This is a genomic window from Alistipes sp. An116 (assembly GCF_002161005.1).
Taxonomy (GTDB): Bacteria; Bacteroidota; Bacteroidia; order Bacteroidales; family Rikenellaceae; genus Alistipes; species Alistipes megaguti.
The window spans coordinates 89,758-110,464 of the sequence record NZ_NFLR01000008.1; the positions used below are offsets into that span (position 1 = coordinate 89,758).

Here is a 20,707-nt window from a genome sequence, read left to right on the forward strand (position 1 = left end):
ACAACCGTTGGGGCGAGCTTGCGGCGGGATGCTGAACGCGAAGGCCGGAAAGGGGTTGCAGCCGTTGCGGAGACGGATTGTAAAAAAATTAAATTTTTATTTGCGTATAATATTTAAAGTATGTACTTTTGCGCTGTGAAAAAAATAACGCAAGGTTTTATTAACAAATAATTCAAAGTATTATGGCAACTATCAAAATCGGTATCAACGGCTTCGGTCGTATTGGCCGTATGGTTTTCCGTGCTGCTTGCACGCAGACTGACAAGTTCGAGGTTGTAGGTATCAACGACCTCTGCCCGGTAGATTACCTGGCTTACATGCTGAAGTATGACACGATGCACGGTCAGTTCAAGGGCGAAATCAGCTGCAACATGGAGAAGAGCCAGCTGATCGTCAACGGCCACGCCATCCGCGTCACCGCCGAGAAGGATCCCGCAAACCTGAAGTGGAACGAGGTAGGTGCCGAGTACGTCGTAGAGTCGACGGGTCTGTTCCTGACCGAGGAGAAGGCTCAGGCTCACCTGACAGCCGGTGCCAAATACGTGGTAATGTCGGCTCCTTCGAAGGACGCTACGCCGATGTTCGTATGCGGCGTTAACACCGACACCTATGCCGGTCAGAAGATCGTTTCGAACGCTTCGTGCACCACGAACTGCCTCGCCCCGATCGCCAAGGTGCTCAACGACAAGTTCGGTATCACGGACGGTCTGATGACGACGGTTCACTCGACCACCGCAACGCAGAAGACCGTAGACGGTCCCTCGATGAAGGACTGGCGTGGCGGTCGTGCCGCTTCGGGCAACATCATCCCCTCGTCGACGGGCGCTGCCAAGGCCGTAGGCAAGGTTATTCCTTCGCTGAACGGCAAGCTGACGGGTATGTCGATGCGTGTCCCGACGCTGGACGTATCGGTTGTCGACCTGACGGTCAACCTCGCAAAGCCGGCCAAGTACGATGAGATCTGCGCCGCCATGAAGGAGGCTTCGGAAGGCGAGCTGAAGGGCATTCTGGGTTACACCGAGGACGCTGTCGTTTCGTCGGACTTCCTGGGCGATCCCCGTACGTCGATCTTCGACAAGGCCGCCGGTATCGCACTGACCGACACCTTCGTAAAGGTTGTCGCCTGGTACGACAACGAGTGGGGTTACTCGAACAAGGTGCTGATGCTCATCGAGAAGATGGCTGCTTACAACAACAAATAATTGTAAGACACCTCGAAAAAAGAGGGAAGCTCGAACGGGCTTCCCTCTTTTTGTGCGCGTTTTTGTGTGGGTAGGGGCGTGGGGGCGGATGAGGCCGGGGAGCGACGGTTTAAACACGCCGGCGGGGGTTGCGGGTTGAGTGAGGCTGATTGCGGTGGGCCCCTGCGAAAAGACGGTCGCTGCGAAAAGACGGTCGCTGCGAAAAGACGGCCGCAGCGAAAAGATGGCCGCTGACGAAAGTCGGGTCGCTGTAAAAAGAAGGACCGTTACGGCGGATCACTCCCCGTGGGCGACCTTCATCTCGATCGAGGCCCCCGACCATTGGTTGATCATGCGCTTCTCGGTGCGCAGGAGGCGTCCGGCGTAGGAGATGCGGATCTCGGCCTCGAAGGGGCGTGTCGAATCGATGTCGTTGCCGGCGGGCAGCGTGTGGGGGATGATGTAGACGTAGAGCACCAGATGGTCGCAGGGCGGGGTTTCGAGCGTGACGCTCCGCGACGCGGGAATCTCGGCCGGCCGGGCCTTGAGGTTCGAACCCACGTCGGCCACATCCGAGGCCGTCGAGGCGAATCCGATGCGGTTGTCGTCCACATCGAAACAGCCGCACATCAGATCCGCGTTGTATCGCCACCACTCGTCGTAACGGCTTTTCAGTTCGATTTTGAATCCCTGCTCCTTCATGCAGGCAAAGATAGTGCAAGCCGTGGGCAAAAGCAAATTTTTCAGCCCCGCAGCGTTGTTCTCCGAAGCTCGTGCCCTCTCTGCGGAGACTAAAACTCCGCGTTTTCTTTGCAGTTATCTTATTTTTTAGTAACTTTGCGCACTAAATGTGTTTAAATGGGGGAAATGCAGCGATATTCCATCTGCTTCAAGGGGCTGAAAAACGGACACCACGAATTCCGTTTTGCGGTGGATCGGTCGTTGTTCGAAGAGTACGAAAGCTCGGAGATCAAGGACGGCGCCTGTGAGGTGGTGGTCGAGATGGAGCGCTCCGAAACGCAGCTCATGCTCGAGATCTCGATTTCGGGCTACGTCGTCGTCGAGTGCGACCGCTGTCTGGAGGATTGCCGCATTCCGATCGATTTCGCCGGCGTGCTGCCGGTGAAGTTCTCCGACGAACCCCACGAATACGAAGGGGAGGTGATCTGGTTGCTGCCGGGTGAGGAGAGCGTCGATCTGAAGCAGTATGTCTACGAAAGCATCGTGCTGTCGCTGCCCTATCAGCGGGTGCATCCCGAAGGGGAGTGCAATCCCGAGATGCTCGAACGCTTCCGGATCGTCTCCGAAGGCGAGTTCGAGGCCATCGAAAAACGGGCGGTCTCCCACGAACACAACGAGGGCGAATGGGCCAAACTGGCAGCCCTGCGCGAGCAGATGCAGGCTGAAGAGGCGCAGAAAAATAGGCCTGCGGAGGCTCGGACCCCGGAAAAGAAGGAGAAGTAAACGAATTGAAAGTCGAACTTATAAAAGTACAGTTGTAAAATGGCACATCCTAAACACAAAATCTCGTCGACGCGCCGCGACAAGCGCAGAACTCACTACAAGGCAACCGTTCCGACGGTCGTTACGTGCTCGAACTGCGGCGCAGCGGTGCTCTACCACCGTGTATGCCCCGAGTGCGGGTTCTATCGCGGCAAGCTCGCCATCGAGAAGAAAGCAGCCGAATAGTTTCGGTACGGAAAGAGTGCATCCCTGCGGAGAGGCCTCTTTTTCGGTTTATGAACGGACCCGTCCCGCCGAACGTTTTTTGCGGCGTCCGGGCGCCCGGGCCTGAAGTTTTCAACCAACTCCACGAGTATGATAAAGATTGGTGTAGATGCCATGGGTGGCGATTTCGCTCCCGAAGCGGCTGTCAAGGGAGCCGTCATGGCGCTCGACGCGGTCGGCTCGGACAGCCGTATCGTCCTGTTCGGTGACGAACAGAAAATCAGGTCCGTACTCGCTTCGGAAGGATGCCCTGCCGAGCGGTTCGACCTCGTGCCCACGACCGAGGTGATCGAGATGGGTGACCACCCGGCCAAGGCGTTTCAGACCAAAAGCAATTCGAGCATTACGGTCGGGTTCGGATACCTGGCCAAGGGTGCCATCGACGGCTTTGCAAGCGCCGGTTCGACCGGTGCCATGATGGTCGGCTCGATGTATGCCGTCAAACCGATCGAAGGGGTTATCCGCCCCACGATCTCCTCAACGGTGCCGACCGTCAGCGGACGTCCGGCCCTGCTGCTCGACGTGGGTCTTAACGTGGACTGCAAACCCGAAGTGCTGGCTCAGTACGGCCTGATCGGTTCGATCTATGCCGAATCGGTGCTGGGCATCGAAAAACCGCGCGTTGCGGTGCTCAACATCGGCGAGGAGGAGACCAAGGGCAATGCCCAGGTCAAGGCGACGTTCGATCTGCTGAAGGCCGACAGCCGGATCCATTTCGTGGGTAATGTCGAGAGTTCGTACCTCTTCACGGGCAAGGTGGCCGATGTGATCGTCTGCGACGGTTTTGTCGGCAACACGGTGCTGAAGATGGCCGAGGGACTCTACCGGATCAATCTGGCGCTGGGAGGCCACAATGCCTTCTGGGATGCCATGAATTACGAGAACGTGGGCGGCACTCCCGTGCTGGGTGTCAATGCTCCGGTGATCATCGGCCACGGCTGTTCGACGCCGAAGGCCATCCGGAGCATGATCCTTTCGACCGAGCAGGTCATCAAGGCCGGCTTGACCTCGAAACTGCGCGATGCGTTCAAAAATTAAAAGTTTACTGTAAGCAAAAATTAAGTTAATGGGTAAGATAACAGCAGCAATTACGGGTGTGGGTCAGTACCTCCCGGATTATATTCTTACGAACGATGAGTTGAGCCGCATGGTCGACACCAACGACGAGTGGATCATGTCGCATACGGGTATCAAGACCCGCCATATCCTCAAGGGTGAGGGCATCGGAACCTCCTACATGGGAGCCCGCGCCGTGATGAACCTGCTCGACAAGACGGGTGTTGACCCGATGTCGATCGACGCGGTGATCTGCGCCACGGTAACCCCCGACATGTTCTTCCCCTCGACGGGTAACCTGATCGCCGATCAGGCCGGTTGCAAGAATGCCTTCGCCTACGACGTTTCGGCAGCCTGCAGCGGCTTCCTCTTCGCCCTGACCACCGGTGCCAAGTTCATCGAGGCCGGCACGAGCAAGCGTGTCATCGTTGTGGGTGCCGACAAGATGTCGTCGATCATTGACTACACGGACCGTTCGACCTGCCCGCTCTTCGGCGATGCCGCAGCCGCCGTGCTGCTCGAGCCCAATACCGAAGGCTATGGTGTGATCGACTCGATTCTCCGCAGCGACGGCTCGGGCGAGCTGCAGCTCTACATGAAGGCCGGCGGTTCGCGTTACCCGGCATCGATCGAGACCGTACAGAACAACTGGCATACGATCACGTGGGACGGTCACGCCGTCTTCAAGGCTGCCGTATCGAAGATGTCGGATGTCTCGGTGGAGATGATGGAGCGCCACCACCTCACGGGGGACGATATCCGCTTCCTGGTACCTCACCAGGCCAACCTGCGCATCATCGATGCCACGGCCCGCCGCATGGGCATTACCCACGACAAGTGCATGATCAATATCGACCGCAACGGCAATACGACGGCCGCCACGATCCCGACCTGCCTCTACGACTACGAGAGCCAGCTCCGCAAGGGTGACAACCTGATTCTGGCCGCCTTCGGTGGCGGTTATACCTGGGGTGCCATCTACGTGAAGTGGGCCTACGACGGTTCGAAGGCCTGATCCCAGGACCCGAGAGGGGGGGGGAGTGAGCCAGGGCAAGCCAGACGCCGGGGAAGCCAGACGCCAGACAAGCCGAGCCGCCGGTTAGCGAAATGAACCCGGCCGCAGGGTTCCGACCTCGATCCCGCCTGATGAAAAAGCGATGTTCTCCGTAAGGAGTGCATCGCTTTTTTGTTGACACGGATGCCGGTTTTCGGACGTGCCCCATCCGGAAGCCCCGGAAAATTCGTATCTTTACAGTATGGAACTGCTGATCCGCCCGATCCGCCAGACGGAGCTCCCGCTGCTGGAGGATTTTCTCTATGAAGCCATTTGGCAGCCGGACTCCAACCGCCGTTTGCCGCGGGAGGTGGTCCGGACCCCTGCGTTGAGACCCTATGTCGAGGCGTTCGGATCGCAGGACGGAGACTGCTGCCTGGTGGCCGAGGTCGGCGGCGAGGTGGTCGGGGCGGCGTGGTGCCGCGTGATCCGCGGTTTCGGATGGACCGGAGAGCGAATCCCCGAGCTGGCCGTTGCGCTTTATTCGTCGTTCCGGGGCTGCGGTTTCGGAACCCGGCTTCTCCGGGCTCTGCTGGAGGAGTTGTCCGGCCGCGGTTGTTGTGCGGTCTCCCTCTCCGTGCAGCGGGACAATCCGGCGGCAAGACTCTACCTGCGTCTCGGATTCCGGACGGTTGCGGAGCACGGTGGCGAATGGGTGATGCGGTGCGATCTTGGAGATCGGACCGGGGCGGAGTGAGGCGGTTCCGGTACTCCGTTTCAGATTGCTTTCGGTTTTGATGGCTACCTTTGCCTGCGGCCCGGACGAAAGCCGACGAGGCAAAGGCGTGACAGGACCAGGGGAAACCGGGGACGTTTGGGGAGTGCCGGGGAGTGCCGGGGGATGCCGGGGGATGCCCGGAGATGAAATTGATGGACTATGAAGATATTGATTGTGGAAGATGAACCCTCCCTGCGGGAGATTATGGTGCGGACGTTGACGCGCGAGCAGTACGTCGTCGAACAGGCGGCCGACTATGCCTCGGCTTCGGACAAGATCGCCGCATACGATTACGACTGTATCCTGCTCGATATCATGTTGCCCGGCGGAAGCGGGCTGCGGCTGCTCGGGGAGTTGAAGCGTCGCCGCAGCCGGGCCGGCGTGATCATCATCTCGGCGCGCGATTCGCTGGATGACAAGATCGAGGGGCTCGAACTCGGAGCGGACGACTACCTGCCCAAGCCGTTCCACCTGGCGGAGTTGAGCGCCCGGATCCGGAGCGTGTTGCGCCGCCACCAGCGCGACGGGTACGAGAGCCTCGAGGCGGGGAACGTGCGCCTGTGGCCCGACAGCCGGCGGGTCGAGGTGGCGGGACGTCCGCTCGATCTGCTGCGCAAGGAGTATGACATCCTGCACTATTTCATGGCCCGGCCCAACCATACGGTCGACAAGGCGATGCTGGCCGAAGGGGTCTGGGGCGACCATATCGACCAGGTGGACAATTTCGACTTCGTCTATGCGCAGATGAAGAACCTGCGGCGCAAACTCCACGATGCCGGGGCCGACATCGAGATCCGGTCCGTTTACGGTTTCGGTTATAAACTGGTCCGGCCGTGAAACTGGTCTATCGTATTCTGCTGCACTTGTTGTGGGTGCTCACGCTGCTGCTGGCCGGGTGGGCGGCACTCTTCTACTTCACGCTCATCGACGAGGTCAACGACGAGGTGGACGATGCCCTCGAGGCGCGCGCCGAGGTGATCGTCAAGCGCGTACTGGCCGGGCGGGAGCTTCCCGAGACCTCGACCGATGGCAATACCGGTTATTATCTGCACGAGGTTTCGGCCGAATATGCCGAAGGCTGGGCCCATGAACGCTATACGGATGAGGAGATCTACATTCCGGAACGGGATGATGAGGAGCCGGCCCGCGTGCTGCGCCAGACGTTCCGCGACGCCAGCGGCCGCTGGTACGAACTGACGGTGATGACCCCCAGCATCGAAAAGGAGGATCTGCTGGAGGCCATCTTCTACGGAATTCTCTACCTGTATCTCTTCCTGCTGCTGTCGGTGCTGCTGGTGACGGTCGTGGTGGTCAACCGCATGATGCGGCCGCTCTATGCGCTGCTGCGTTGGCTGGACGACTACCGGATCGGGCGTCCGAATGCTCCGCTGGTGGTTGAGACCTCGGTGACGGAGTTCCGGCGGCTGAACGACGCGGCGGTGCGTTCCGCACAGCGGGCCGAGTCGTCGTTCGAACGCCAGAAGCAGTTCATCGGCAACGCTTCGCACGAAATGCAGACGCCGCTGGCCGTCTGCCGCAACCGGCTGGAGATGCTGGTCGACGATCCGCAGCAACTCAGCGAGGAGCAGCTGGGCGAGATTGCCAAGGTGCAGCATACGCTGGACTATCTGGTGCGCCTGAACCGTACGCTGCTGCTGCTCTCGAAGATCGACAATGGGCAGTTCCCCGAGGTCGAGGAGATTGATCTCGGCGGGTTGACCCGCCGCACGGGCGAGGATCTGGAGGAGATCTACGCCTATCGGGGCTTGCGTTTCGTGATGGAGGAGCAGGCTCCGCTGCGCGTGCGGATGAACCCCTCGCTGGCGGGGAGTCTGGTGGGAAATCTCATCAAGAATGCCTTTGTCCACGGGGCGGAGGGCGGCGAGGTGCGGGTCCGGATCTCGGCCCGCCGCTTCGAGGTCGAGAATTCGGCCGACGCCGGTCCCCTGGATGCCGCACACATCTTCGACCGCTTCTATCAGGGTACCAAGAAGAAGGGTTCGACGGGGCTCGGACTGGCCATTGTCGATGCCGTCTGCCGCCTCTACGGGCTGCGGATCCGCTACGATTTCCGTCAGGGGCTCCACTGCTTTACGGTCGATTTCCCGGCGTAGAAGGGTTCGCGACGCCCCCGACGTTCCCGATGCCCCCGATGCCCCCGATGTTCCCGACGTCCCCGATGTCCCCGATGTCCCAACATCCCCCGACGCTCAACGACGTCCCCTCCGACACCCTCCGACGGCCCGCTTTGAAGACCTTTCGCCTCCTTCAGTCAAAAAAACGGTTCGAAGAATTCGTTTTTCAGATTCGTTTCAGTTTCGCGTTGGAACTTTGCAGCAGGAAATAACGGAAACCGATTACAGACGATTATGAAAAAGTTCACGATTCTTTTGGCCGCCCTGCTGGCCGTATGCACGACCGTTGCGGCTTTGGCCGGCAACGACCGGATGATCTCCGTCGGGGAGCTCCCCGCTTCGTCGCAGCAATTTATCAATACCTATTTCAAGGGGCTCGAAGTCTCCTATGCCAAGGTCGACGAGGAGCTCTTCGACAAGAGTTACAAGGTCCTCTTCGTCGATGGTTCGAAGGTCGAATTCCGGCGGAACGGCGATTGGAAGGAGATCGAGTGCAAGTATGGCGAAGTCCCGGCCGAGATTGTTCCCCGGCCGATCCGGGATTGTGTCTCGACCCGTTTCGCTCAGCGCCGGATCATCAGCCTCGACCGCGATCGCCGCGGTTACGACGTCGAGCTGGACAACGGGCTGGATCTGGAGTTCGACAGCAGCTTCCGCCTGGTCGACATCGACGACTGATCCCCGAAACCGACCTCCGGCAACGATTGCGGCATCCGATTTGCAGGTCGGATGCCGCGTATCGTTCCTGCTGATGGTGGTATAAAATGATATGATCGGAATTTCTTTGCGAATAACCGGAAACTATCTATCTTTGCCTTTGCAAACAGAAACCATACAACCTGAAAACGTTACCGCTATGTTGAGTCAAAAGCTGCACGAGGCGCTCAATGCGCAGATCAATGCCGAGATGTGGTCGGCGTATCTCTATCTTTCGATGTCGGCGGATGCCGAGGCCAAGGGGCTGAAGGGCATTGCCAGTTGGTTTTACGTTCAGTTCCGCGAGGAGCAGGACCACGCCCGGATCATCATGAATTACCTGCTGACGCGCGAAGGCAAGGTGACGCTGCGTCCGATCGAGGCCGTACGGACCGAATGGGCCTCGCCGCTGGAGATGTTCCAGGATACGCTCAAGCATGAAAAGGAGGTGACGGAGATGATCAACCGTCTGGTCTCGATCGCCGCCGAAGACCACGATTACGCCTCGTCGAACATGCTCGTGTGGTTTGTCAACGAGCAGGTCGAGGAGGAGGAGACGGCCCGTGAGATGATTGCCGCCTGCGAAGCGGTCGACGGCAACAAGTTCGGCCTCTACATGCTGGACAAGGAGCTCTCGTCGCGCACCTATGCGCTGGCTGCACCGCTCTCGTCGACCGAGGCCTGACGGCTGTAATGCCGCCTCTCCGGATACGGAGGCCTCTTTCCGGAGCCGTGTTGCCCGGATGATTGTACCGAAAAGGTTTTTGTCATAGTAGAATAGTAGTTGTGAGGTCCGGTCCCGGCGTGTCGGGGCCGGATTTTTTTTGAGCGCTGGGGTCGCTGGCGGGATCCAGAGGGCGGTGGCGTGGGGCGGCATGTCCCGTTTTTTTTTGCAAATCACGGATATTATTGTATTTTTGTTCGGCTCCCGATTCTCGGAGATCCCCGGGAGCGCGCAGATGAGAGCTGCCAGCGAAAATACGCAACAGGTTGTCGACATGCAGGACAACCGTATGGTCGTCCGACTGCTCCATGCCGGCGACGAAGCGTGTTTCCATGCGCTCTTCCGGCGCTACTACAAACCCCTGTGCACCTATGCAACCCGCTTCGTGACCATCGACCGGGCCGAAGAGCTGGTGCAGGATACCATGATGTGGCTCTGGGAACACCGCATGACGTTGCTTCCCGAGATGCCGCTCAAGTCGCTGCTCTTCACCATCGTCAAGAACAAGTCGATCAACAGCGCCTCGCGCCATACGGTCCGCAACCGCATCTTCCGCGAACTGGCCCGGGATTGCGAGGCGGAGTTCGACGATCCGGACTTCTACCTCGAGGGCGAACTCATGCGCCGCCTGAACGAGGCCCTGGACAAACTGCCTGCGGAGTTCCGGCAGACGTTCCGCATGCACCGTCTCGAGGGGATGACCCACCGGGAGATCGCCGAGGCCCTCCACGTCTCGCCCCAGACGGTCAACTACCGCATCGGTCAGACCGTCCGCCTGCTGCGCGACGAGCTGCGCGAATACTGGCCTCTGATCGCGCTGGTGCTCGGAAGCAGGCTTTCCTGAAAAAAAAGTGAAAAAATGCGTCTCTCCGTTAGTAACTTTTACCGGCGGATTGTATTACTATGCAGACAAGCAGATGAAAATGGCGGATTTTGAAATCAACGAAGCGACGCTGGCCGCTTATCTGAGCGGAGAACTCGACGCGCAGCAGCGTGCCGCGGTGGAGGCCTGGTACGATGCCTCGCCGGCCAACCGTCGGCGGTTGGGCGAGATCTATCGGCTGCTCTATCTCAACGACCGCATCAACGATACGGCCCGCATCGACGTGGAAAAGGCCTACGGGCTTTGCCGCACGCGGCTCCGCGAACGGACCCGGCGGATGGTGTGGATCCGCGGTCTGAAGCGTGTGACGGCCGCCGCGGCCGTGATCGTCGTGCTGCTGGCCGGCGGCTGGATGGCCCGGACCTCCGTCGAGCGGCTGACTCGTCCGGTTGTCGTCTATACCGAACTCGGCGAACGCTCGCAGGCCGTGCTGCCCGACGGCACGAAGGTCTGGCTCAATTCGTCGAGCCGCGTGGAGTATGCCGCCTCGTTCTTCTCGCGTAAGCGCCGCGTGAAGATGGACGGCGAAGCCTACTTCGAGGTGTCGCACGACCGGCATGCTCCGTTCGTCGTCTCGACCAACGGCCTCGATATCCGGGTGCTGGGAACACGTTTCAATATCCGGAACGATGCGCAGAAGCACCTGATAACCACCGTTCTGCTCGAAGGATCGGTCGAGGCCTCCGTCACGGGGGAGCACCGGCCCGCTCTGCGGCTTCGCCCCTCGCAGCAGCTGCTCTTCCATACCGATACGAAAGACATGCAGCTGTCGGATATCCCGACGGCCGAACGCTCGATCAACTGGATCTACGGCCGCTTCAGCTTCGAACACAATACCCTCGAAGAGATTGTCCGGGAGCTCAACCGCTACTACAACGTCGATATCCGCTTCAAGGACGATGCGCTGCGCGGGCTGCGTTTCTCGGGCGACTTCCAGGTCGAGGACGGCATCTACCACATCATGTCGGTGCTGCAGCTGACCTACAAGTTCAACTACCGGATCGTCGGTGACGACATCGAAATATACGCCAACTGAAGGCTGGCCGGAAACCCCTCCAACCCGGATCCCGGCTCCGGCCCAACCTGACCAAATACCAACCAACCCCGAAAACCTAACTTGAAACCGTAAGACCTCTGCTGCCTATGGAGAACTGACCGACCTACTCCTGCCCGCGGTAAACCGCGGCGAAAACAACCTGAAAACATTACCAACCTACTTTAACCTTTTTATGAAAACTTTCAACCTTGTTGCAGGCAAGGCTGGGCGGATTGTTGCCCTATGTTTCCGCAGCCTGCTGCTTGTCTCGATGCTTCTGTCGGGATATTCGAGTGCCCGGGCCGCGGCCCAGACGCCGCAATCGGCTCCCCGCGTAAGCCTCGGCGTACGGAATGCCGCCATCATCACGGTATTCCAATCCATTCAACAACAGACCGGCTATTCGTTCGTCTACAACACCTCCGATATCGATACGGAGCGCAAGGTGACCCTCTCGGCGCATGACGAGGCGCTTGAGAGTGTGCTCGACCGCCTCTTTGCGGGGCTCGACATCGCCTACACGCTGCGTGACAAACACATTGTCCTCTCGCGCAAGGCCTCTTCGCCGGCCGCAGCATCCGCCGCGCACAATGGCGTGAGCGGTACGGTCAAGGATGACAAGGGGATGCCGCTGGTGGGCGCCACCGTCCTGCTGAAGGGGACGACCATCGGTGTGGCGGTCGACCTGGACGGCAACTTCTCGCTGCCGCAGGCCAGGCCGGGCGACGTGCTCGAGATCTCGCTGATCGGCTATACGAAACAGGAGATTCCGGTGACGGGTGCCGTCACGTTGCTGGCCGTGGTCATGCACGAGGACAACGAGGTGCTCGATGCCGTGGTCGTTACGGCCCTCGGTATCAAGCGCAAGGAGAAGTCCCTGACCTACAACGTGCAGGAGGTTGCCGGCTCGATCGTCAACACGGTCAAGGACGCCAACTTCATGAACTCGCTCTCGGGCAAGATCGCCGGTCTGCAGATCAATGCCAGTGCCTCGGGTGCGGGCGGTTCGACGCGCGTGGTGATGCGTGGTGTCAAGTCGCTCAACGGCGACAACAACGCCCTCTATGTCGTCGACGGTATTCCGCTGCCGAGCCTGCGCTCGAAGCAGACCGAGGGTATCTACGAGACCCCCGACGGCGGTGACTACGAGGGTATTTCCAGCATCAACCCCGAGGATATCGAGTCGATGTCGGTGCTGACGGGCGCCACGGCCGCCGCACTCTACGGTTCGCAGGGTGCCAACGGCGTGATCCTGATCACGACCAAGCGTGGTGAAGAGGGGCGCGTGCGGGTGAACTACTCGAACAGCACGACCTTCTCGTCGCCGTTCGTCATGCCGAAGTTCCAGAACACCTACGGCACGGATCTCAACTCGCCGTCGATGAGCTGGGGCGAGAAGCTGGCCACACCCTCGTCGTATGATCCGAAGGATTTCTTCCAGACGGGATTCGACGAGACCAACGCCATCGGCATCACCGCCGGTACGAAGCGCAACCAGACCTACTTCTCGGCCGCTTCGGTCAACACGCGCGGTATCATCCCCAACAACGTCTACAACCGCTACAACTTCTCGCTGCGCAACACGACGGCTCTGGTCGAAGACAAGCTGACGCTCGATCTGGGCGCTTCGTACATGAAGCAGTACAGCCGCAACCCGCTGATCCAGGGTATCTACCACAACCCGCTGATCGGTGTCTACCTCTTCCCGCGCGGCGACGATATCTCGAAATACCAGCTCTACGAGCGCTACAACCCGAGTCTGGGCTACAGCGAGCAGTTCTGGGGGCTGGAGTTCATCAACGGTGTCGAGAACCCCTACTGGGTGGTCAACCGCGAGATCTTCGAGAACAACATGCAGCGCTATACGTTCAACGCCACGCTGAAGTGGGACCTCTTCGACTGGATGAGCCTGACGGGCCGCGTGCGCACCGACAACATGGTGATGAACTATACGCGCAAGATCTACGCCTCGTCCAACACGCTCTTCGCCTCGGAGTACGGAAACTACCTGAACCACACGTCGCGTCACAGCAATCTCTACGCCGATGCGCTGCTGTCGATCGACAAGAGTTTCTGGGAGAACGCCTTCTCCGTGCAGTTCAACTTCGGAGCGAGCCTGACCGACGACCGCAACGCCCTGACGGGCTATGAGGGTCACCTGGCCGGCATTGCGAACAAGTTCACCTACAACAATATCGTCTCGAGCGACCTGAACACGCTGCCCATGGAGGAGAACTACCACGACCAGAACCAGGCGATCTATGCCACGCTGCAGCTGGGCTGGAAGGGGATGCTCTACCTCGATGCCACGTTCCGCAACGAGTGGGCCTCGCAGCTGGCCTTCACCGATCAACTGAACATCTTCTATCCTTCGGTGGGTCTGTCGGCCGTCATTTCGTCGATGGCCGATCTCTCGAAGGCCGGCATCTCGTTCCTGAAGGTGCGCGCCTCGTATGCCGAGGTGGGCAATCCCCCGCAGCGCTTCATCACGGGCCCCAACTACGCGATCAAGAACGGCGTGATCACCACCCAGACCTATGCTCCGGCCTCCCACCTGCGTCCCGAGCGCACGGAGTCGTTCGAGGTGGGTATGAACGCCAAGTTCCTCGGCAACAGGATCTGGCTCGACGCCACCTACTACGATACGAACACCTACAACCAGCTGTTCCTCTACGATGCGCCGCCCAGCACGGGTTACAAGCAGTCGTATCTGAACGCCGGAAAGGTCAACAACTGGGGTGTCGAGGCCGTGGCCGGATACAACAACACGTGGGGTGACTTCGCCTGGTCGACGTCGTTCAACTTCTCGCTCAACCGCAACAAGATCCGCGAACTGGTTCCCGAGGGGACGATCGACCCGGTGACGGGTGCCGAAGTGTCGCTCCCGGAGGTGAACATGGACTACGGCGGCTACCGCGTGAAGCTGCGCGCCGGCGGTTCGATCGGTGACTTCTACGTGACGGGTCTGAAGACCGACGACCAGGGTCAGATCTACGTCGATCCCAACGGCGGTACGGTGACGATCGACCCCGATACGTGGATCTACGCCGGCAATACCGATGCCCGCTACCGCATGGGCTGGAACAACCAGTTCTCGTGGAAGGGCATATCGCTCGGCGTGCTGGTCGACGCCCGCATCGGAGGCCGCGGCGTTTCGGTGACGCAGGCCCTGATGGACCGTTTCGGCGTGTCGCAGGCCTCGGCCGATGCCCGCGAGGCGGGAGGTGTCCGCATCTCGGAGAAGCAGACGATCTCCGGCGTCAAGGAGTTCTATGCCAACTCGGGCGACGGCATGGGCATGCTCTCGCGGTATGTCTACGACATGACGAACGTGCGTCTGCGCGAGCTGACGCTGGGGTATGACCTGCCTTCGTCGTGGTTCAACGACAAGCTGCGTGCGACGGTGTCGCTCGTCGGCCGCAACCTCTTCATGTTCTACAACAAGGCGCCGTTCGATCCCGAGGTGACCGCCTCGACGAGCACCTACTACCAGAACCTCGACTTCTTCATGCAGCCGAGCGTGCGGACGATCGGATTCAGCGTACGGCTTCAATTCTAATACCAACCATTCATGAAAACGACTGTGAACAGAATCAAGATATGGGTCGGAGCCGTGGCCGCGATGGCCGTTGCGGCTACCGCCTGCACGAGTGAGTTCGAGAGCTACAACACCGATCCCAACGCCGCCCAGGTGGTGGATCAGGCCTCGCTGATCACCACCATGGAGCTCGATGCCGCCTATCCGACGACGGGCGAAACGACTGTCCCCGTCAACCGCTACCAGACGGGCTGGAACCTGCTGGCCGACCACTATGCCGGCTACATGGCCTGCGCCAACCACTTCGACGGCGGCAGCAACCCGATGGTCTACAACCTGACGGCCAACAACTGGAGCAACACGGTCTTCGAGGTGGCCTTCACGCAGGTGATGCCTGCCTGGCTGATGCTCAAGGCGGGGTATGACGAAGGGTTGCTGAGCGCCCACGCCATGGCCGTGGCCGATATCCTCAAGGTGCTGACGCTGCACCGAGCCAGTGACATGTACGGTCCGCTGCCGGTGCTCCATTTCGGGGAGTCGGTCAGCCCCTACGATTCGCAGGAGACCCTCTATCACCACTTCTTCGAGACGCTCGACCGTTCGATCGAGGCCCTCAAGGCACAGATTGCCGTGGCGCCCGGCGACAAGTCGCTCGAGAAGGTCGACGCCATCTATGCGGGTGATCTGAACAAGTGGCTGCGCTTCGCCAATTCGCTCAAGCTGCGCCTGGCGATCCGTATCCGCTACGTCGAGCCCGACCTCTCGCTGCAATATGCCCGCGAGGCCATTGATGGCGGGGTGATCACCTCGACGGCCGACAACGCCATGCTGAAGAGCTACCGCCAGATTACGATCAACAACCCGATGGAGATGATCTGGAACTCGTACAACGACGCCCGCATGGGTGCCTCGATGGACTCCTACCTGAACGGTTACGAGGATCCGCGCCGGGCTTCGATGTTCCAGCCCGCGACGATCGACGGAGGCGGTTTCCACGGCGTGCGCAACGGCCTGGGCGCCACCGAGCAGAAGTTCTACACGAAGATGTCGGCCCCGAACATTCAGACCGATACGCCGATGAACTGGCTGCTGGCCTCGGAGGTGGCCTTCCTGAAGGCCGAGTACTGCCTGATGACGAGCGACAATGCGGGGGCGAAGAGCAATTACGAGGAGGGTGTCCGCCTGTCGTTTGCCGAGAACGGACTCTCGGCAAACGAGGCTGCGACCTATCTGGCCAGCGAGAAGACGCCGGCGACCTTCACCGACGTTTCGGAGAACCCGACGAAGTATTCGATCAGCGCCCGCGGCCGGGTGACGGTCAAGTGGCAGGACGACGGCAACGAACTCGAGCGCATCATTACGCAGAAGTGGATCGCCCTCTTCCCGAACGGCATGGAGGCTTGGGCCGAGTTCCGTCGTACGGGTTTCCCGCGGTTGTTCCCGATCGTGGCCAACAGCGAGGATCCGACCATCAACAAGGAGACGCAGATCCGCCGCATGGTCTTCCCGAAGCTCGAGTATTCGAACAATGCCGGAGCGGTCCGTGCGGCCGTGCGGCTGCTCGACGGCCCCGATGCCGGCAGTACGAAACTCTGGTGGGACAAGAAATAAGCGACCTTATCCAAGTAAAACAGACTAATCAAGATGAAAAGAGAACTGATTCATATATTGACTGTGATGGCCGGCGCGGCCCTGCTTTTCGCGTGCGAGAAGATGACGACGCCCGAACCGGTCCGTATCCAGTATCCGGACAAGCAGTCGCCCATTCTGCGTGACGACGCCTACTACGCCCGTCTGCGCGCCTACAAGCAGACCGATCACAAACTGGCCTTCGGCTGGTACGGTTCCTGGACGGGAATCGGCGCCTCGGAGCAGAGCCGCCTGCGCAGTGCGCCCGACTCGATGGACATCATCTCGATCTGGAGCCAGTGGCACAGCCTGAGCCCCGAACAGCTCGAGGACAAGGCCTACGTGCAGCAGATCAAGGGGACGCGGGTCGTCTTCTGTATCTCGGCCAAGGACATGCCCGAGGAGTTCAAGGTCAACGGCCAGATCACCGAGGAGGGTATCGTGGCCTACGCCAAGGCCTGGGGCAAGGACTCGATGGACAAGTATCAGTACGACGGTATGGACATCGACTTCGAGACGGCCGTCGACCACCAGGGTCCGATGAACAAGAACCCGGAGAACTTCAAGCGTTTTGCCGAGGAGCTGAGCAAGTATATCGGTCCCAAGTCGGGGACGGGGCGCCTGTTCCTGATCGACGGCAACATCGACAGCGACTGGCTGCCGGCCAACATCGGCGAACTGTGCGACTATGCCGTTTCGCAGGCCTACAACTGCTCCGGTGCCGGCAACCTCCGCAGCCGTACGCAGAGTGCCGCAGGCCGCGGCTGGCGTCCCGAGCAGATCATCTTCACGGAGAACTTCGAGTCGCTGTGGCAGACCGGCGGCGCCAGCTACGGCTACAACGGCACGTCGATCCCCTCGTTGCTGGGCATGGCCTACTTCGCCCTCGAGGAGACCTCGGCCGGCTTCGGATCCTACCACATGGAGTATGAGTACGGCAACGCCAGCATGCCCTACAAGTATATCCGCGAGGCGATCCAGATCGCCAATCCTGCGCCGCAGGGCGACTATACGAAGAACCTCCTGACGCTTGACCAGGCCGGTGAGAGGACGGTCGAACTGACGCCCTCCCCGTCGGGTGCCACCGAGGCCGTGGCCATTCCGCTGTCGGGATCGCTGTCGGCCGTGGCTGCCGGGGAGATGACCCTCCCGCTGATCCTTGACTCCTCGCTTGTCGGGCCCTACAACGAGTACAACTATACGGAATACGAGGCCATTGATCCTGCGAGCGTTACCTTCACGGCTCCGTTCCACTTTGCGGCGGGCGAGCGGCACTCCTCCGCGGAGACTCCCGTGCAGATGATCATCACGGGCAAGGGTCTCGAGGCCGGCAAGGAGTATCTGGCCGCCGTGCGCATCGACTGTTCGGGTGTGGAGGGCGTTGCCCCGAATACGGCCCGCGAGGTATTCTACGTGCGGGTAAGCCTGAAATCCAGGCAGATGGCCAATACGGTCACGATCTCGGGCTGGACCTTTACGGCCAACGACAAGGACTACACGACGGCGATGTCCGACGGACAGCTGACCGGCGGATGGGCTGCCTTCACGGAGGAGACCCCCGAAATCAAGGTGGAGATCGACCTGGCAGCTCCCCATACGATCGTCGGCTGGCGGATGGGATCCATCGACTCCTCGTTCAAGCATCTGCGCGACATCGAGGTGGGCCTCGACGGCCAGAAGTGGGTGGCGCAGGCCTCGGGAACGGTCGAGCTCGCGCTCACGGACGGCACGGGCGCTATCTGCAACTGCGCAGTCCGGTGGAGTGCCGCAACATCCGCATGACCATCGTTCCCTACACGTGGGCCTGCAACATCTGTGAGTTCGAGGCCTATGCACCGAAAAATTAACCGATCAAAACGACTTAAACCATGAAAATGAAACAGATATGGGCCTCTTTGGCACTGGTTGCCGCACTTGCGGGCTGCCAGGAGGCTGCCCAATACGAGCCCGCGATCTACATCACGGAGGCACAGCGTGAGCCGGCGAAGATCGTCACCATCACGCAGGCGGGCGAGAAGGCCACCTTCTCGGTCTCGGCCTCGCAGATTGTCGGCCATGAGACGCACGCGACGCTGCAGGTCTGCCCCGAACTGCTCGAGGCCTACAACTCGCGCTACGGCCGTACGTGCGTGCTGCTCGATGAGAAGCTCTACGATTTCGAGAAGCAGGAGGTGACCATCAAGGCCGGCACCAGCGTCTCGGATGAGGCTGAAATCGTCGTCAAGGAGGCGCTTCAGCCGGGTACGTTCTACTGCCTGCCGATGCGGATCGTGCAGACCGACGGCTCGATGTCGATTCTCGACGCGTCGAGTACGCTCTACCTCGTCTTCCGCGCCCCGGTTCACGGCAAGGGCGTCTACATCGGTTCGGGCAACAAGTACATCGTGCCGGGCTTCTACGATCAGCGCGGACAGGAGGGTACGCGGGACTTGTCGGCCCTGCCGGAGCTGACGCTCGAGTGCCGGGTCTATGCGAAGAGTTTCCAGAAGAGCGATCCCTACATCTCCTCGATCATGGGTCTCGAAGGAAACGTCTGCATGCGTTTCGGCGATGTGAAGATCGGTTACGACGTGCTTCAGGTCTGCAAGGGCGATTATCAGCCGGCGGCGATCAACGCTCCGTGCGCCACGAACCAGTGGTATCACGTGGCGGCCGTATGGACCCGCAGTTCGCTGCGCGTCTACATCGACGGGCAGTTCATTACCGAGACGACCCACAAGGGCGAAACGGTCGACATTTCGCAGGTTCAGCTGTGGAACGGCCGCGGTATCGGCTTTGGCCTGGGTTGCGCCTCGAACTACAACAGCAACCGTCCGCTCGACGGCTATCTGGCCGAGGCGCGTGTCTGGACCCGGGCACTCTCGGCCAGCGAGATCGCCAACGTGAAGGATCTGGTGATTGCCGATCCGCAGTCGCCCGATCTGCTGGCCTACTGGAAGATGGACGCCAGCGAACCGGCCTCGATGAGCGAATCCTACTCGGGCTGGAACCTGAAGAACAAGGTGGTTGACCAGACCGGTCACGGGTATGATGCCTACGGATTGTCCTCCGATCCGCAGTATCTGGAGGCAACCTGGTAATAACAGGGAGTTTTGGTGCGTTGATTCTGCCGGGACCCGGTATGGAATATTGGGGTCCTCGGGTTCCCGGCGGAACGGCGCTAAAATGAGATCAGAGAGGAGCGGACGGCTTTCGGGCCGTCCGCTTTTTGTGTGTGAGGAGCGTTTTTCTATGTGAGGAGAGGTGCTCCGCGGATTGTCAGAAGAGGGAGACGACCCCTTCGAACGAGGCCAGGATGACGATGTAGCGCAGCGTCTTGCCCACGAGCATCGAGCCGGCCGTCAGGTAGATGTTGCTGCGCATGAGCCCCAGCACGATGGCGATGGCTTCGCCGATCGTGGGCAGGAACGAGAAGAAGGCCATCAGTGCACCGCGGCCGGAGAGGAACTTGCGGGCCCGGGCCAGTTGGCGCGTGGAGACCCCGATACGGGTGATCCACTCCGTGCGGCCGAGCGTGCCGATCCAGTAGCAGGTCATGCCTCCGAGGGTGTTGCCCAGCGCGGCGGCCGCAACGCATCCCACCGGATCGAGCCCCATGCGCACCAGTACGACCATTACCGCCTCGGAGCTGAACGGCAGCACGCTTCCGGCGATGAAGGCCGAGAGAAAGAGGCCCCAGTAGCCCCAGTCGATCAGAAATTGGGTGACAGCTTCCATGTGTTCGGTTTTCGACCTTCGTTCGGAAGGCTCTGCGGGGCAAAGATAGGAATTTTTTGATTCCATCCCCTCTTTGGAATCTCCCGTCCTGTTGTGCCGATGTCGCTTTTTCGGGGCCGTTCCTCTTCGGGGGATCGGCTATTCGCCGAGGATCGTGGCCGTGATCTGCCGTCCCGAGGCCCGGTCGCGGAACTCGCAGAGGTAGATCCCCTGCCAGGTCCCCAGCCCGAGACGTCCGTCGATGATCGGGATTGTCAGATCGACTCCCACGAGAGCCGATTTGGCGTGGGCCGGCATGTCGTCGTCACCCTCGAGCGTATGGGTGTAGTAGCTTTCGCGTTCGCGGACCAGCCGGTTGAAGATGGCTTCGAGATCCTGCCGTACGTCGGGGTCGGCGTTCTCGTTGATCGAAAGTCCCGCCGAGGTGTGGCGGATGAAGAGGTGCAGCAGCCCCGTTGCGGGGAGCTCGGGCAGGTGGCGGCGGATTTCATCCGTCACCAGATGAAAGCCCCGGCCGTGAGGACGGAGCGTGAAGGTGCATTGGCGAATCATGGGTATGGTCGGTTGTCGGTTGTCGGTTGTCGGTTGTCGGTTGCGGGGCGGCGGCCGGCG

Annotated in this window: 19 protein-coding genes; 16 read left to right on the forward strand and 3 right to left on the reverse strand. The window is 60.3% G+C overall.

The genetic code is table 11. The features are described from left to right. Positions 1-182: 182 nt before the first annotated feature. Complete coding sequence (gene gap, locus B5E60_RS07295) at positions 183-1,202, forward strand: type I glyceraldehyde-3-phosphate dehydrogenase (protein ID WP_087310801.1); 1,020 nt, start codon at positions 183-185, stop codon at positions 1,200-1,202. Between the two features lie 276 nt (positions 1,203-1,478). Here the strand turns inward: gap and B5E60_RS07300 are convergent, their stop codons facing one another. After that, positions 1,479-1,883 (reverse strand): hypothetical protein, encoded by a 405-nt coding sequence (locus tag B5E60_RS07300; RefSeq protein WP_087310803.1) that lies wholly within the window; start codon positions 1,881-1,883, stop codon positions 1,479-1,481. Between the two features lie 156 nt (positions 1,884-2,039). Here B5E60_RS07300 and B5E60_RS07305 point away from each other — a divergent pair, with 156 nt between their 5' ends. The 15 genes from B5E60_RS07305 to B5E60_RS07380 all read left to right on the forward strand — a co-directional run bounded on the left by B5E60_RS07305 (position 2,040) and on the right by B5E60_RS07380 (position 19,458). After that, positions 2,040-2,645: a YceD family protein gene (locus tag B5E60_RS07305; RefSeq protein WP_087310805.1), complete on the forward strand. Its 606-nt coding sequence runs from the start codon at positions 2,040-2,042 to the stop codon at positions 2,643-2,645. A gap of 39 nt (positions 2,646-2,684) precedes the next feature. Continuing rightward, positions 2,685-2,870 (forward strand): 50S ribosomal protein L32, encoded by a 186-nt coding sequence (gene rpmF, locus B5E60_RS07310; protein ID WP_087310807.1) that lies wholly within the window; start codon positions 2,685-2,687, stop codon positions 2,868-2,870. A 129-nt stretch (positions 2,871-2,999) separates the two neighbouring features. Next, positions 3,000-3,947 (forward strand): phosphate acyltransferase PlsX, encoded by a 948-nt coding sequence (plsX, locus tag B5E60_RS07315; RefSeq protein WP_087310809.1) that lies wholly within the window; start codon positions 3,000-3,002, stop codon positions 3,945-3,947. Between the two features lie 28 nt (positions 3,948-3,975). Then, positions 3,976-4,980: a beta-ketoacyl-ACP synthase III gene (locus B5E60_RS07320; protein WP_087310811.1), complete on the forward strand. Its 1,005-nt coding sequence runs from the start codon at positions 3,976-3,978 to the stop codon at positions 4,978-4,980. Positions 4,981-5,221: 241 nt separating this feature from the next. Continuing rightward, on the forward strand, positions 5,222-5,716 hold the full coding sequence (locus tag B5E60_RS07325; RefSeq protein ID WP_087310813.1) for a GNAT family N-acetyltransferase: 495 nt from the start codon (positions 5,222-5,224) through the stop codon (positions 5,714-5,716). A gap of 180 nt (positions 5,717-5,896) precedes the next feature. Continuing rightward, positions 5,897-6,574: a response regulator transcription factor gene (locus B5E60_RS07330; protein ID WP_087310815.1), complete on the forward strand. Its 678-nt coding sequence runs from the start codon at positions 5,897-5,899 to the stop codon at positions 6,572-6,574. Next, the gene (locus B5E60_RS07335) at positions 6,571-7,851 is read left to right on the forward strand and encodes a sensor histidine kinase (protein WP_087310817.1); all 1,281 of its coding nucleotides are present in this window, start codon (positions 6,571-6,573) and stop codon (positions 7,849-7,851) included. The genes B5E60_RS07330 and B5E60_RS07335 overlap by 4 nt, the downstream gene beginning before the upstream one ends. A 255-nt stretch (positions 7,852-8,106) precedes the next feature. Then, positions 8,107-8,550 carry a PepSY-like domain-containing protein gene (locus tag B5E60_RS07345; protein ID WP_087310821.1) on the forward strand — a complete coding sequence of 148 codons (444 nt, stop codon included), beginning with the start codon at positions 8,107-8,109 and terminating at the stop codon, positions 8,548-8,550. Between the two features lie 178 nt (positions 8,551-8,728). Next, complete coding sequence (locus B5E60_RS07350; RefSeq protein WP_087310823.1) at positions 8,729-9,253, forward strand: ferritin; 525 nt, start codon at positions 8,729-8,731, stop codon at positions 9,251-9,253. A gap of 274 nt (positions 9,254-9,527) precedes the next feature. Then, positions 9,528-10,136, forward strand: a complete 609-nt coding sequence (locus B5E60_RS07355) for an RNA polymerase sigma-70 factor (protein WP_087310904.1) — start codon at positions 9,528-9,530, stop codon at positions 10,134-10,136. Positions 10,137-10,215: 79 nt separating this feature from the next. Beyond that, positions 10,216-11,211 (forward strand): FecR domain-containing protein, encoded by a 996-nt coding sequence (locus B5E60_RS07360; protein WP_087310905.1) that lies wholly within the window; start codon positions 10,216-10,218, stop codon positions 11,209-11,211. Between the two features lie 193 nt (positions 11,212-11,404). Beyond that, positions 11,405-14,770, forward strand: a complete 3,366-nt coding sequence (locus B5E60_RS07365) for a SusC/RagA family TonB-linked outer membrane protein (RefSeq protein ID WP_087310825.1) — start codon at positions 11,405-11,407, stop codon at positions 14,768-14,770. Between the two features lie 12 nt (positions 14,771-14,782). Further along, positions 14,783-16,360, forward strand: coding sequence for a SusD/RagB family nutrient-binding outer membrane lipoprotein (locus B5E60_RS07370; RefSeq protein WP_087310827.1), 1,578 nt, complete (start codon positions 14,783-14,785; stop codon positions 16,358-16,360). Between the two features lie 33 nt (positions 16,361-16,393). Continuing rightward, complete coding sequence (locus B5E60_RS07375; RefSeq protein ID WP_087310829.1) at positions 16,394-18,160, forward strand: glycoside hydrolase family 18; 1,767 nt, start codon at positions 16,394-16,396, stop codon at positions 18,158-18,160. A gap of 86 nt (positions 18,161-18,246) precedes the next feature. Continuing rightward, positions 18,247-19,458, forward strand: a complete 1,212-nt coding sequence (locus tag B5E60_RS07380) for a DUF1735 and LamG domain-containing protein (protein WP_087310831.1) — start codon at positions 18,247-18,249, stop codon at positions 19,456-19,458. Between the two features lie 178 nt (positions 19,459-19,636). Here B5E60_RS07380 and B5E60_RS07385 read toward each other — a convergent pair whose 3' ends face one another. Both B5E60_RS07385 and B5E60_RS07390 read right to left on the reverse strand, forming a co-directional pair. Beyond that, positions 19,637-20,095 (reverse strand): YqaA family protein, encoded by a 459-nt coding sequence (locus tag B5E60_RS07385; protein WP_087310833.1) that lies wholly within the window; start codon positions 20,093-20,095, stop codon positions 19,637-19,639. A 138-nt stretch (positions 20,096-20,233) separates the two neighbouring features. After that, positions 20,234-20,647 carry a secondary thiamine-phosphate synthase enzyme YjbQ gene (locus B5E60_RS07390; RefSeq protein ID WP_087310835.1) on the reverse strand — a complete coding sequence of 138 codons (414 nt, stop codon included), beginning with the start codon at positions 20,645-20,647 and terminating at the stop codon, positions 20,234-20,236. Positions 20,648-20,707 lie beyond the last annotated feature (60 nt).